A 13,555-nucleotide genomic window follows, 5' to 3' on the forward strand; every position below is an offset into this window, starting at 1 on the left:
CGCACCGCCGTCCGGGCCCCGCTGCTCCCGCGGCCCGCCGGGCCCCCGCAGGTTCACGGCGCCGGGGTCTCCAGCGCGTAGCCGACGCCGTGGACCGTACGGATCCGCTCGGCCCCGATCTTCCGGCGCAGCGCCTTGATGTGGCTGTCCACGGTCCGGGTCCCGGAGGCGTCCGCCCAGTCCCACACCTCGGCGAGCAGCTGCTCGCGGGAGAGGACCGCGCGGGGGGTGCTCGCCAGGCAGACCAGCAGGTCGAACTCGGTCGGCGTCAGGTGCACGTCCTCGGCCCGCACCCGGACCCGGCGCTGCGCGTGGTCGATCTCCAGCTCGCCCAGCCGCAGGATGCCGCTGCGCGGGGTCACCGCGGCCAGCGCGGCCCGCTCCACCCGGCGCAGCAGGACGTGCACCCGGGCGGCCAGCTCGCGCATCGAGAACGGCTTGGTCATGTAGTCGTCCGCGCCGACCCCGAGACCGACCAGCATGTCGGTCTCGTCGTCGCGGGCGGTCAGCATGAGGACCGGGACGGGCCGCTGCGCCTGGACCCGCCGGCACACCTCCAGACCGTCGAAACCGGGCAGCATCACGTCCAGGACCATCAGGTCCGGCTGCCAGGCCTCGGCCGCGTCCACGGCCGCCGGGCCGTCCGTCGCGATCTGCACGAGGAAGCCCTCGGCGCGCAGTCTCGCGGAGATCGCCTCCACGATCGTCACGTCGTCCTCGACCACCAGGACGCGCCGCTGGGCCCCCGGAGTGGCCGCCGCACCGTGGTGAGTGGTGTGTGTCTGCTCCATTGCCCCGCCTCGCGTCGCCGATGTCGGCTCAGCAGCCTAGAGGTACCGGTGGCGTCCCGGCTATCCAGGAGTTATCCGGGACGGACCGCGAGATGGACCACGTCGGGGACGCCCCGGGCAACGGGGATCTCTTCCGTCCGTACCCCGCTGAATCCGGCATTCCGCAAGGACCCTTCGAAATCGCCGGAGGGTCGTGCCGACCACACGGCGAGCACGCCCCCCGGCTTCAGCCGGGCCGCGCAGGCCGCCAACCCCTCGGCCGTGTACAGGGATTCGTTGTCCTCGGTGACCGTCCAGTCGGGCCCGTTGTCGATGTCCAGGCAGAGGGCGTCGTAGCGGTCGGAGGAGGTCCGGAGGTGGGCCACCAGGTCCGTGTGCAGGATCACGGTCCGGGAATCGGCGAGAGCGGCCCCGGAGATCGCGGCGAGCGGCCCCCGCCGGTGCCAGTCGATGATCGCCTCCTCCCGCTCGACGACCGCGATCCGGCCCCAGCGGGGGTCGGCGGCGGCATGGGCGAGCGAGAACCCGACGCCGAGCCCGCCGACCAGGACCGAGGCGCCGGCGCGCTCCCCTTCCGGCAGCGCGGCCTGCGCCGCGTCGATCAGCAGCCGCTCCGAACGCCCGTCGGAGGTGTCAATCAGGAAGGTCCCGTTGGCGATGATCTCGAAGTGCTCGTCGCGCCGGCGCAGCACGACCTCTCCGTACGGTCCTTCACGGCGGTCGAGGGTCACGGGTCCTGACATCGGCGGTCGCTCCGCTCTCGTCTCGGCAGTCGGTCCCGGCCCATCCTTACGGGGTGGGGACGAGCGGGACAAACCCTTTGCGGGGGAGGCGAGACGGGGTCCGGACACCCGTTCGGGTCCGCGGGGTCACGGGGTACGGGCCACGGACCGCGGGTCATGGCCTACGGGCTACGGATCGCCGGCGGCCACGGGGCTACGCCTCCGTCGTCGTCCGCCGCGCGCCCCGCCACGCGTACAGGCCCGTTCCGGCCACGAACGCCCCGGCCGCCACCGTCCAGGCCCCGGCCTGCGGGCCCGGCTGCATCACCCAGGCCCACCACTGCGCCGCACCGCCCGGCCGGGCCGGGGCCGCCAGATAGACCGCGCCCACGAAGAAGGCGGGAGGCAGCCAGCTCAGCCGGGCGCCGACCACGGCGGCGGAGGCCGCCGCCATCCCCACGAGCCCCAGCGTGTCCCGTACGGCGGCGGGCGCGCCGAACGCCTCCGGGTGGCCCGGCAGCGCCAGGGCGAACAGCGCGGCGGCGAGGGCCGTCGGGACGAGGACGTGGGCCAGCCGGCGCGGCCACCACGCGCGTACCGCCGTGCGGTCCAGCTCGTCGCTGGGCGCGTAGAGGCTGGTGCCGACCGCCGCCGCCGCGACCAGCGGGCCGAAGACCACGACCGGCAGCCGGGCCGTGTGGTCGAGACCGGGGAGCGATTCAAGCCACCTGGCCACCCAGGCGGCGGCCACGGCGACACCGACGAGAGCGGCGAGCGCACCGGGCAGGGCCCGGGAGCGGAGGTAGAGCGCCGGCGGGCCGAGCCTCGGCGGATACGCCTTCTCGGGCCGGGGGAGCCCCGCGGGGCCGGTTCGGGGGTGGCTCACGGGATCGGCACCTCGTCCGGGTGGCAGGTGTTCGCCGCGAGGTAGCGGGCCAGGTAGTCGCGCTGGGCGGCGGGGGACTTGGCGCGGAGCCGCTCCATGTACGGCCGGGCGGCGGTGGTGTCGGGGCCGTAGTCGTCCGGTGTCGGGGCCAGCCACTCGGTGACGGCGAGGTGCACCTCGCTCGCCCGTTCCGCGTCCGCCCCCGTGAAGTCGCCCGGCGCGCACGTGTCCGAGAACAGCCAGGTCACGGCCGAGTTCAGAAACAGATCGGGGTGCGGAAGCCGGCCGCGCACCGCGTCCTGCGCCGCGTTGGGCAGCTCCATGTCGCCGGGGCGGCCGGGCCCGAATGGGCCGCCGATCCAGCGGACCGGGGCGCCGGGCAGACCCTTGAGCCGGGCGTTCAGCGGGGCGAGCGCCGCCGACACCTCGGGCAGCAGCCCCTCGTCCACGGCCGTCAGACACACCTGCGGGGTGCCGTCGTCGCAGACCTGCCGGGCCAGGGCAGGGTCGTGGCGCCAGGGGCCCTCGTCCTGCGGCAGCCGCAGGATCAGAGCGGCGGCGGCGACCGCCACGGCCGGCGGGACCAGGGCGAGCGCCCGGCCCCGGCCCCGGCGCAGCCCGTACGCGAGGAGCGCGGTGAGCGCGAGCCCCGCCGTCCACGCCGCCGACACCGGGCCGAACCACCACACCGGACGGTCCCAGAAGAACTGGTGCTCGGCCCCCGGCGAGAGCCAGCGCGCGGGGCCCACGGCGTACGCGCCGACGGCGAGCCCGACGTACCCGACGATCCCGAGGAGCGGGGCCGTGAGCCGCCAGGGGGCCACCCGCCCCACGACATGGCCGAGCGCGCCGAGGGCGGCGACGGCGACCGCGTCGGCGGCGAGCAGCTCGACGTACGGGCGGCCCCCGGAGACGTACGGCCAGGTGGCGAGGAGACAGACGGCGTCGGCGAGGAGCACGGCGGCGGCCGGCCAGAGCGACGCCGGGGCGACCGCGACCAGCAGCCGGCGCAGCGGCGGGCGGGGGACGGACTCCCACAGCTCCGCCGTCCCGCGCCGCCGCTCCCGGCCGCCCTGCCAGCAGCCCGCCGCGAGGGCGAGCGGCCCGGCGAGCAGCCCGGCGGTGACGTGCAGCATGTTCGTGGCGTCGGCCCAGCGGCCCTGCCAGCCGGGCGCCTTGCCGTACATCGTCACCAGCACGGTGAGGACGACGGCGGCCCCGGTCCAGGGACCGAGCCCGCGCCGCAGTTCGGCCCGGAGCGGGGAGACCGCCCGTACGCGCGCGCGTGGCTCCGTACGGGAGGGGGTGAGGGCGGCGGTCATCGCAGTGCCTCCCGCTCCGGGCCCGTAGGGCTGCGGTGGGCGCGCAGCGCGGCGGTGTAGCCGCGCTCCACGGCGTGCGTGGTGGAGTCGTCCGCCCCGGCCGGCTCGCCGCCGAGCGCCGTGAGCTCGGCCGTCGTGCCCTGGAAGGCGAGCCGGCCCGCCTCGATCAGGGCGACCCCGGTGCAGGCCGCGGCCACGTCCTCGACCAGGTGTGTCGAGACCACCACCGTCGCCGTGCCGCCCAGCTCCCGCAGCAGCGCCCGGAAGTCGACCCGCTGTTCCGGGTCGAGACCGGCCGTCGGCTCGTCGAGCAGCAGCAGCTCCGGTTCGTTCACGATGGCCTGGGCGATGCCGGCCCGCCGGACCATGCCGCCGGACAGCGTCTTCATCCGCGCGTCGATCCGGTCCCCGAGCCCGACCCGCTCCACCGCGCGTTCCACCGCCGCCGGGACCCGGTCCGCGGGCACCTCTTTCAGCCAGGCGACGTAGGCGACGAACTCCCGCACCGTGAAGGCCGGGTAGTACCCGAACTCCTGCGGCAGATACCCGAGACGGCGCCGTATGCCGGTCCGTTCGCGGTGGCTCGTGGCGTCCCCGCCGAGCAGTTCGACCCCGCCTGAGGCGGGTGCGGCGACGGTCGCGAGGACCCGGATGAGGGAGGTCTTCCCGGCCCCGTTCGGGCCGAGCAGGCCGTGCACGCCGGGGCCGAGGGACAGATCGAGCCGGTCGAGCGCGACGGTACGGCGGTGGCGGACGGTCAGTCCGCGCACCGCGACGGTGGGCAGGATGTTCACCGGGGCTCCAGGTGGTCGAAGGAACGGCGCCGCAGCGCGAGCAGGGCGGCGCAGACGAGTGCGGCGGCGGCCCAGGCGCCCTGCGCGGCGGGGCCGGAGAAGTAGGGGGCGAGCGCGGCGGCTCCCGCGCCCGGGGTGTCCGGCGGGCCGAGGAGCGGGCCCGTGACGGCGAGCAGCCAGCCGCCGCCGAGCGTCGCGGCGGCGGCCCGGCAGCCGACGAACGAGCCGAGGGCGAGCGTGGCCAGGGTCAGCGCGAGCCCCGGCAGCAGCCAGGCGGCGGCCCCGGGGACCCCGGCAGCCGACGGCAGCAGCGCCCCGCCGGCGGTCAGCAGCGGTACGCACACGGCGAGGACGGCGGCCGCACGGGTGAGCAGCAGCCGCAGCCCGCCGGAGGGGGTGGCGGCGGTGATCTCGTACAGGGGGTCGGCGTGCCGCCCGTACGAGACGGCGACACCGGCGAGCGGCAGGACGGGGGAGACGGCGAGCAGCAGGCCCCGCGCGCCCTGGACCCCGGCGCCGTGGGCGAGCCCGAAGGCGCCGCCGACGACGAGGAGCACGGCCACCACCCAGGACCCGCGGAGCGCGGGCCCGACGGCGTACCAGAGCCGGGCCCGGCGTCCGAGGGGGCTGTGGGTGGCGATCGCGGCGGTCGCAGGGGCGGGCCGGTGGCCGAGGGAGGCCAGGAGCTCGTCGCGTACGGCCGCGAGGGCGGGGCCCGCCGCGCCGGCCCGGACGGTCTCCGAGACGCGGCCCGCACAGGACGTGCAGGACTCGACGTGCTTCTCCAGGGACCAGGCGTCGGTCTCGGCGGCCGAGCCCTCGGCGTACCGGAGGGCGAGGGCGTCGCTGACGTGCCAGGCCGACGGCGGGTGGCCGGACGGCCTGGCGGGCGGGGAGGACGATCCGGAGAGGCGCGATCCGGAGAGGGATGATCCTGAGAAGCGCGATCCGGCGAACCGGGATCCCGAGAGACGCGATCCGGCGAACCGGGGGAACCGTCGGCGGGGTGGCCGTGGTGTCGTCATGCGGTGCCTCCCAGGGCGTTCGGGCCGCCGGGCCGGGCCGCCCCGAGCGCGGCGCGCAGTTCGCGGCGGGCACGGAGGGCGCGGGTCTTGACGGTGCCCTCGGGTATGCCGAGGAGCCGGGCGGTCTCGCGGGTCGTCAGGCCGTCGACGACGGTCGCCCGCAGGACCTCGGCGAGTTCGGGCGAGATGCGGTCGAGCGCGGCGCCGACCTCCCCGTACTCCAGACCCGCGAGCACCCGGTCCTCGGCCGCGAGCGCGTCGGCTGGCGGCTCCGTGGGCGCGGCGGCGTGCGCGGCGGCCCGTTCCACGGCCCGTTCCGCGCGGGCCCCGGCCCGCTGGGCGTCGACGAGCCGCCGGGCGGCGATGACCCACAGCCAGCCACCGGCCTCGCCCCGGCCCCGGTGTCCGCCGGCCGAGCGCCAGACCGTGACGAAGGTGTCCTGGAGGACCTCCCGCACGGTCTCCTCGTCGGGGCAGCGCCGGGCGAGGCGCGCGTGCAGCCAGCCGGCGTGCCGGTCGTACAGCACGGCGAGCGCCTCGGTGTCCCCCCGGGCGACCGCGCGCAGCAGCGCCGCGTCGTCCTTCCCGTCGCCCCCGGAGGGGCCTCCCCCTGCGGGGCGCAACAGTCTCACGCCCTCTCTATCGCGCGCGTGCCCCGGTTCGGTTCACCGCGCGGGCCGCGAAGTCAGGGACTCGTGGGCGGGCCGCCGTCGGGGAGGGCGGCGAAGACCCGCTGGAGGGCGGGCGGGCGTTCGCCGTCGCCCGCGACGACGACCCGGCCGCGGTACGTCACGGAGTACTGGAAGCCGTCGGCGATCGGGCGGCCGGCCGGGCGCTCGGGGACCTGCGCGTAGGCGGGGTCCTCCAGGGCGGCCCGGAGCTCGGCGGCCTCGGCGGGGGTCTGGTGCCCGGTGCGGGGCGGCTCGGCGCCGGAGCGGCTGGTCCAGGTGCCGTCGTAGCGGACGACGAGACGGTTGGCGACGCCCGCGAAGCCGCCGCTGACGGCCACCTCGACGAGGACCTCACCCGGCTGGGGGTCGGCCGCCGGGGTGCCGGGGCCGGTCGTGACGCTCGGCACGGCCGGTCCGCTCACCGCGGACGGCGGCCCGCCGGGCGCGGGGGTGATCCCGGGCCCGCAGCCGCTCGCACCGCCGACCAGGGCCCCGATCAGCAGCAGGCTCCCGCACCAGGTCTTCCGTACGCCTCGCACCATGGTCCGAGCATGCCCGCAAGGGGGCACCGCGCGCAGCCGGACGGCCGGGATTCCGCCCGGACGGTGGAGGTCGCCTGCCCGCGGCGGCTCGGGACCGTCAGCCCTCCGTCCGCACGATCCCCGTCACCGGCCCCCGGTAGCGCCAGTCGAGGGAGTCGTACAGCGCGAGGCCGTCCGTGGTCGCGGCGAGTACCCCGGTCCGCGCGCCCGCCTGGGCGGCGGCGGCCTCCAGGGTGCGCATGACGTTGGCGCCGAGGCCGCGCCGCCGGTGGCCGGGGTCGGTCTCGATCTGGTCGGCGACGGCGGTGGAGCCGGTCGGTGCGATCCGGCCGCGCGCGGCGAGCGTGCCGTCGGGGGCGAAGATCCGGACCCGGATGACGCCTTCGCGCAGCTCGGTGGTCCGCGCGTACCCCTCGGGCGGTGCGGGCCTGGCGGCGGGGTCCAGCGGCTTGACCATCATGAAGCCCGGGTCGTCGGGGACGGCCCAGCCCTCGGTGATCCACGCGCCCGCGTCCTCGGGTCCCGCCATGATCTTGAGCCAGCTGTACGGGGCGGTGAGCCGGGCGCAGAGCGCGCCGACGGAGGCCGCGTCGGGGGCGGGCAGGACATGGCGTACGACGTGCCGGGGCAGGCCCACGTCGATCCGGTGGCCCCAGGGCTCGGCGACGGGGGCCGGGGTCCCCCGGGAGACGGCCCAGCCCGCCACCCAGGCCGATGTAATAGACGAGATATCCATGCAGGCATTACATCGGCGGGAGGCTCTGTGTAGGGGTCTGATCGCTCAGGGCGAACAGGCGTCCGGGAACATTCCTCGGCTCACATGCATTGAGTCCACATAGCTCAACTTGACTGCCGAAGGGGAGATCATGGCTTCTGACTCCAAGCCGTCCGTGCCGCTCACTCTGCCTGTGCTGCCGCTCGACGACGAGGTCGTGCTGCCCGGAATGGTGGTGCCGCTCGACCTGTCCGACAACGACGTGCGCGCCGCCGTCGAGGCGGCCCAGGCCGCCGCGCGGCCCGGCGCCGGCAAGCCCAGGGTGCTGCTGGTGCCCCGTGTCGACGGGACCTACGCCGGGACCGGCGTCCTGGGGACCGTCGAACAGGTCGGACGGCTGTCCGACGGCGATCCCGGCGCCCTGATCCGCGGCGTCGGCCGCGTCCGCATCGGTGCCGGCACGACCGGACCCGGCGCCGCCCTGTGGGTGGAGGGCAGCACCGTCGAGGAGACCCTGCCCGACCCGCTGCCCGGCCAGGTCACCGATCTGGTCAAGGAGTACAAGGCGCTGGCCACCAGCTGGCTCAAGAAGCGCGGTGCCTGGCAGGTCGTCGACCGCGTCCAGCAGATCGAAGGCGTCGGCGCCCTCGCCGACAACTCCGGGTACTCGCCCTTCCTCACCGTCGAGCAGAAGGTCGCCATCCTGGAGACCGCCGATCCGGTCGCCCGTCTCAGGCTCGCCACCGCCCAGCTCCGCGAGCACCTCGCCGAGCAGGACGTCGCCGAGACCATCGCCAAGGACGTCCAGGAGGGCGTCGACAAGCAGCAGCGAGAGTTCCTGCTCCGCCGTCAGCTCGAAGCCGTCCGCAAGGAGCTCCGCGACCTCAACGGCGAGGCCGAGGGAGACGAGTCCGACGACTACCGCGCCCGCGTGGAGGCCGCCGACCTGCCCGAGAAGGTCCGCGAGGCCGCCCTCAAGGAGGTCGAGAAGCTGGAGCGGTCCAGCGACCAGTCCCCCGAGGGCTCCTGGATCCGCACCTGGCTGGACACCGTTCTCGAACTGCCCTGGAACGAGCGGACCGAGGACCGGTACGACATCCGGGGCGCCCGCGCCGTGCTCGACGCCGAGCACGCGGGCCTGGACGACGTGAAGGAGCGCATCACCGAGTACCTGGCGGTGCGCAAGCGGCGCTCCGAGCGCGGCCTCGGCGTCGTCGGCGGGCGTCGCGGCGGCGCCGTGCTGGCCCTCGTCGGCCCGCCCGGCGTCGGCAAGACCTCCCTCGGTGAGTCCGTCGCGCACGCGATGGGACGCGAGTTCGTCCGGGTCGCCCTCGGTGGCGTACGGGACGAGGCCGAGATCCGCGGCCACCGGCGTACGTACGTGGGCGCCCTGCCCGGCCGGATCGTCCGGGCGATCAAGGAGGCCGGGTCCATGAACCCGGTGGTGCTGCTCGACGAGATCGACAAGGTCGGCTCCGACTTCCGCGGCGACCCCGCCGCAGCCCTCCTCGAAGTCCTCGACCCGGCGCAGAACCACACCTTCCGCGACCACTACCTGGAGGTCGAACTCGACCTCTCCGACGTCGTCTTCCTGGCCACGGCCAACGTCCTGGAAGCCATCCCCGAGGCCCTGCTCGACCGCATGGAGCTGGTCAGGCTCGACGGCTACACCGAGGACGAGAAGGTCGTCATCGCCCGCGACCACCTGCTGCCCCGGCAGCTGGAGCGCGCGGGCCTCGAGCCCGGCGAGGTCGTCCTCGAGGACGCGAGCCTGCGCAGGCTCGCCGGCGAGTACACCCGCGAGGCGGGCGTCCGCACCCTGGAGCGGGCCGTCTCCCGGCTGCTCCGCAAGATCGCCGCACAGCACGAACTGGGCGACCGCGAACTGCCGTTCACGGTCGGACCGGACGACCTGCGGGACCTCATCGGCCGGCCGCACCACGTCCCCGAGTCCGCGCAGGACCCGGCGGAGCGCCGTACGGCCGTGCCGGGTGTCGCCACCGGGCTCGCGGTGACCGGGGCGGGCGGTGACGTGCTCTTCGTCGAGGCGTCCCTCGCCGACCCGGAGACCGGCGCGGCCGGGCTGACCCTCACGGGCCAGCTGGGCGACGTGATGAAGGAGTCGGCGCAGATCGCGCTCTCCTTCCTCCGCTCGCACGGCGCGGAACTGGAGCTGCCCGTCACCGGTCTGAAGGACCGTGGCGTGCACATCCACTTCCCGGCGGGCGCCGTCCCCAAGGACGGTCCGAGCGCGGGCGTCACCATGACGACGGCGCTGGCCTCCCTGCTGAGCGGCCGGCTGGTCCGTACGGACGTGGCCATGACCGGCGAGGTCTCCCTCACCGGCCGGGTCCTCCCGATCGGCGGCGTGAAGCAGAAGCTCCTGGCCGCGCACCGGGCGGGCATCACGACGGTCGTGATCCCCAAGCGGAACGAGGCCGATCTGGACGACGTCCCGGCCGAGATCCTGGAGAAGCTGGAGGTCCACCCGGTGACCGACGTCCGCCAGGTCCTGGAGATCGCGCTGGCGCCGGCGGCGGTGCCGGTGGGCGTGGCGGCCTGACGTTCGCGCGGCGGAGCGGGGTGTCCTCGACGGGCGCCCCGCTCCGTCGTGCCCCGGGGTGTCCTCGAAGGCGTCCCGCTCCGCCGTACCCGGGGGTAAATCGTGACCCGGATGTCAGTTGGGGCTGTCATGCTCGTACGCATGAACGAAGACGCCTTCTGGGCTCTCATCGACGAGTTGAGCCGCCGCCCCGGTGACCGGGACGAGCGGCTGGAGTGGCTGGGCGGAGAGCTGCTCCGGCGTCCCGCCGCCGAGAGCGTGGAGTTCCAGGTACGGCTGGAGCGGGCGTGCGAGACCGCCGACCGGAAGGACCTGTGGAGGGCTGCGAACCGGATCGAGGGCGGCGACTGCACGGACGACGGCTTCCACTACTTCACGCTCTGGCTGGTGGGCCAGGGACGCAAGGTGTACGAGTCGGTCGTCACCGACCCAGACGCACTGGCGGACGTGCCGGGGATACGGCTCCTGGTGGGGCGGCCCCAAGACGACTGGGACGACGACGAGTGGCCCGAGTGGGAGGAGCTCGACTATGTCGCGCAGGACGCCTACGACGAGCTGACCGGCCAGGAGGGCGACGACGGCGAGGAGTTCCTCGACGCCGTGGAGGAGGCCGAGGAGGCCGCCGAGGCGGCGGGGGAGTGGGAAGAGGACGACGATTCCCGGGGCTCTCGCCCGGAAGGGGTGGCGCTGCCCCGGCTCACCGCCCTCTTCCCGCTCGGGACGTCCGGCTCCTGACGGGTTCCGCGCGGGTACCGGCACGGACCGTGCGGTCCGCGCCGGTACCCGGCGGATTCCGCCGGGACTAGGAGGCGGACGGGTTCCGGCGGCGGCCCAGGAGCAGGGTGCCCGCCGCGAAGACGGCGAGCCCGCCCGCGCCCGCGAGGGCCAGGGGGAGCGGCGAGGCGGGGGTCTCGGCGGTCTCGGCGGAGAGGGCCGGGGGCTGCTCGTCGCCGCCGTGGCCCGCGTGGCTCACGGTGGACAGTTCGGCGCCCGCCGCGATCTTCGCCTCGGTGGGGGCCTGCGCCCGGGCCGTGCCGGCCTGCGCCGCCGCCCCGCCGAAGGTGACGTCCGAGCAGCTGTAGAAGGCCTCGGGGCTGTCGTTGCGCTGCCACACCTTGTAGACGATGTGACGGCCGGTGCGGGCGGGGAGGTTGCCCGTGAAGTTGTAGTAGCCGTCGGTGGCGGTGCGGGTGGTGTTGTAGACGGCGACGGGGGTCGCGTCCAGGTCCGACCACTTCAGGGGCTGCGTCGGGTCGAAGCCGGGCTTGGTGATGTAGACGGTCATGGTGCCCGAGTGGGCGGCCGTCACCCGGACCTTGAAGTCGAAGGAGCCCGCGGCGACCGCGGTCGCCGGCCAGTCGGTGCGGGCCCAGTCCAGCGCCCGGTACTTCTCGCGGTTCGCCGAGCAGAGCTTGCCGTCGGGGATGAGGGCCTGGTGCTGCCCCGCGGCGTTGGCGATGTTGACCTCGTTCCAGTCGTAGAGCGGCTGGGTGCCGGAGTCGGCGACGAGGTCCTTGCACACCTGGGACCTGGGGGTCTCGGGGCCCTCGGCGTAACAGGCGGCGATGCGGCTGACCGGGTTGAAGACGGCCCCGTGGGCGGCGGCGGTGGTGGGGGTCAGGCCGACGAGTGCGGTGGCGGCGGACAGGGCGGCGACGCCGGTGGCGGTGCGGCGGTAGGACGGCATGCGGGGGCTCTCTCTCGTGCGTGGGGGAGGACGGAACGAGCAACGCGCGCTGAGCGGAAGGAAGTTGAATCCCGGGCGACCGCGATAGAGCGTCGCATTGGTCCATACCAATGAGCAAGAGGGTGGGCGGAAAAAGCCGAAGCGGCCCCCGGGGTGCCGCGCACCCGGGGACCGCTGGGAAGAAGGAGGCGTCAGCCGTTCGCGAGCGCCTGCACCCGCGAGTAGTCGCCGTTGAAGTGGTTGTGGTCGCCGACCGTGGGGCCGGAGGAGGTGTACTGCCAGATCGTGTAGTACTGCCAGCCGGCCGGGAGTTCGCCCACGTTCGAGGAGTACCGCGCGATCCACAGCGGGTTGGTCGTGGCGAAGGCGGCGGAGTTGCCGGTGCACTGGGTCCACCAGCTGGTCGCCGTGTAGATGACGGCGTCCCGCCCGGTCCGGTACTTGTACCGGTCGACGAAGTCGCGGATCCAGGACACCATCCCGGCCTGGGTCTTGCTGTAGCAGGTGGCGCCGTACGGGTTCCACTCGATGTCCAGCACGCCCGGCAGGGTCTTGCCGTCCTTCGACCAGCCGCCGCCGTTGTTGACGAAGTAGTCCGCCTGGGCCGCGCCGGTCGTCGTGTCCGGGGTGGCGAAGTGGTACGTGCCCCGGATCATGCCGACGTTGTACGAGCCGGTGTACTGCTGGTTGAACGAGGTGTTCTTGTAGTAGGTGCCCTCCGTCGCCTTGACGTAGGCCCACTTGACCCCGCTGTTCCACAGGGTGGACCAGGCCACGTTGCCGTTGTGGCTGGAGACGTCCACGCCTTCGGTCTGGACGGCCTGGGCGGAGGCGCCGCCGGGCGCGGAGCCCTGTCCGTCGTGGGCGATGACGCCCATGCCCATGCTGGCGGAACCGCGCGGGGGCACCACGCGGGTGCCCGGGTCCTGGGCGGCACCGGCGGACCCGGCGAGGGGGAGGAGGAGGGCCAGGGCCGCGAGGGCGGCGCCGGCGAGGGACGTTCCGGATCTGTGCACACGCATTGCGTGCCTCCGAAAGGCTCGGTGGGGGAGCGGTGTCGGCGGGCCCTGGTGTGGACATGTCATTAGGGCTGCCGGGGAAGACGCTACGCACGTAGACCCGCCCGGCGGAAGGGGGCCTGATGGCTGCCGTTGGTCTACTCCTGCGAAATACTGAAGGAGCTGCGGCGATGAGCGCCGCCGGAAGAAACTTTCAGCGGCCGGAAAGCACATGGGAGGTGCTGACGTGCACGGAAGCGGTACGGGAAGTGAAGGCCGGGCCACCCCCGGAGGTGGTGTGGACCAGGAATTCCTGGCCCTCGAACGGGAGCTGGCGGTCTTTCTGCGCCGCGCCCGCGCCCAGTCCGGCGAGATGGCCCGCGAGGTCCACCCCGAACTGGAGCCCGCCGCCTACGGCCTCTTCGTACGCCTCGACGACGCCGGGCCCCAGCGGGCCACCGAACTCGCCGGGTACTTCGGCGTCGGCAAGGCCACGATGAGCCGCCAGCTCCGCGCCCTCGAAGACCTGGGACTGGTCGCCCGCGACCCCGACCCCGCCGACGGCCGCGCCTCGCTCGTCCGCCTCACCGAGGAGGGCCGCGACCGCTTCCGCAGCGTCCGCGACGCCCGGCGCGAGCGCTACGTCCGCAAGCTCGCCGACTGGGACCGCGCCGAGGTCGCCGAACTCGCCCGCCTCCTGAACCACTTCAACGTCCGCTCGGAGGGCTGAACGCGGGCCGCGGGGCCGCGGGTCGCGTCCGCCGACGGCTGTTCCGGCTGTCCGGCCGCCCGGGCCGCGTCCGCCCGGGACGCCCGCCGACGGCCGTTCCCGCTGTCCG

Annotated in this window: 14 protein-coding genes; 3 read left to right on the forward strand and 11 right to left on the reverse strand. The window is 74.8% G+C overall.

The window, feature by feature from the left end:
- Positions 1-53 precede the first annotated feature (53 nt).
- From V4Y03_RS23345 to V4Y03_RS23385, 9 genes are all read right to left on the reverse strand, one after another.
- A complete protein-coding gene (locus tag V4Y03_RS23345) occupies positions 54-791 on the reverse strand; it encodes a response regulator transcription factor (protein WP_332436183.1) in 738 nt (245 codons plus the stop codon).
- A gap of 71 nt (positions 792-862) precedes the next feature.
- Positions 863-1,534 (reverse strand): spermidine synthase, encoded by a 672-nt coding sequence (locus V4Y03_RS23350; protein WP_332436184.1) that lies wholly within the window; start codon positions 1,532-1,534, stop codon positions 863-865.
- Between the two features lie 193 nt (positions 1,535-1,727).
- Positions 1,728-2,300: a hypothetical protein gene (locus tag V4Y03_RS23355; protein WP_332437250.1), complete on the reverse strand. Its 573-nt coding sequence runs from the start codon at positions 2,298-2,300 to the stop codon at positions 1,728-1,730.
- 95 nt (positions 2,301-2,395) lie between these two features.
- Entirely contained in the window at positions 2,396-3,721 is a 1,326-nt protein-coding gene (locus V4Y03_RS23360) for a hypothetical protein (protein WP_332436185.1), read from the reverse strand.
- Positions 3,718-4,515, reverse strand: a complete 798-nt coding sequence (locus V4Y03_RS23365; RefSeq protein ID WP_332436186.1) for an ABC transporter ATP-binding protein — start codon at positions 4,513-4,515, stop codon at positions 3,718-3,720. The genes V4Y03_RS23360 and V4Y03_RS23365 overlap by 4 nt, the downstream gene beginning before the upstream one ends.
- Positions 4,512-5,540 (reverse strand): pentapeptide repeat-containing protein, encoded by a 1,029-nt coding sequence (locus V4Y03_RS23370; protein ID WP_332436187.1) that lies wholly within the window; start codon positions 5,538-5,540, stop codon positions 4,512-4,514. Before V4Y03_RS23370 ends, V4Y03_RS23365 begins: the two co-directional genes overlap by 4 nt.
- Positions 5,537-6,172, reverse strand: coding sequence for an RNA polymerase sigma factor (locus V4Y03_RS23375; RefSeq protein WP_332436188.1), 636 nt, complete (start codon positions 6,170-6,172; stop codon positions 5,537-5,539). Before V4Y03_RS23375 ends, V4Y03_RS23370 begins: the two co-directional genes overlap by 4 nt.
- A 53-nt stretch (positions 6,173-6,225) precedes the next feature.
- Positions 6,226-6,753 (reverse strand): hypothetical protein, encoded by a 528-nt coding sequence (locus V4Y03_RS23380; RefSeq protein WP_332436189.1) that lies wholly within the window; start codon positions 6,751-6,753, stop codon positions 6,226-6,228.
- A 97-nt stretch (positions 6,754-6,850) separates the two neighbouring features.
- The gene (locus V4Y03_RS23385) at positions 6,851-7,489 is read right to left on the reverse strand and encodes a GNAT family N-acetyltransferase (protein ID WP_332436190.1); all 639 of its coding nucleotides are present in this window, start codon (positions 7,487-7,489) and stop codon (positions 6,851-6,853) included.
- A 130-nt stretch (positions 7,490-7,619) separates the two neighbouring features.
- On the opposite strand from V4Y03_RS23385, the gene lon reads away from it, so the two are divergent.
- Positions 7,620-10,031, forward strand: a complete 2,412-nt coding sequence (gene lon / locus V4Y03_RS23390; protein WP_332436191.1) for an endopeptidase La — start codon at positions 7,620-7,622, stop codon at positions 10,029-10,031.
- Between the two features lie 141 nt (positions 10,032-10,172).
- Positions 10,173-10,766, forward strand: coding sequence for a DUF4240 domain-containing protein (locus tag V4Y03_RS23395; RefSeq protein ID WP_317878135.1), 594 nt, complete (start codon positions 10,173-10,175; stop codon positions 10,764-10,766).
- A gap of 67 nt (positions 10,767-10,833) precedes the next feature.
- On the opposite strand, the gene V4Y03_RS23400 is transcribed toward V4Y03_RS23395, so the two are convergent.
- Together V4Y03_RS23400 and V4Y03_RS23405 are read right to left on the reverse strand one after the other, a co-directional pair.
- Positions 10,834-11,718: a lytic polysaccharide monooxygenase auxiliary activity family 9 protein gene (locus V4Y03_RS23400; RefSeq protein ID WP_332436192.1), complete on the reverse strand. Its 885-nt coding sequence runs from the start codon at positions 11,716-11,718 to the stop codon at positions 10,834-10,836.
- Between the two features lie 191 nt (positions 11,719-11,909).
- A complete protein-coding gene (locus V4Y03_RS23405) occupies positions 11,910-12,740 on the reverse strand; it encodes a lysozyme (RefSeq protein WP_332436193.1) in 831 nt (276 codons plus the stop codon).
- 208 nt (positions 12,741-12,948) lie between these two features.
- On the opposite strand from V4Y03_RS23405, the gene V4Y03_RS23410 reads away from it, so the two are divergent.
- Positions 12,949-13,446 carry a MarR family winged helix-turn-helix transcriptional regulator gene (locus tag V4Y03_RS23410; RefSeq protein WP_443079820.1) on the forward strand — a complete coding sequence of 166 codons (498 nt, stop codon included), beginning with the start codon at positions 12,949-12,951 and terminating at the stop codon, positions 13,444-13,446.
- Positions 13,447-13,555 lie beyond the last annotated feature (109 nt).

Source organism: Streptomyces sp. P9-A4 (assembly GCF_036634195.1).
In the GTDB taxonomy this organism is placed as follows: Bacteria; Actinomycetota; Actinomycetes; order Streptomycetales; family Streptomycetaceae; genus Streptomyces.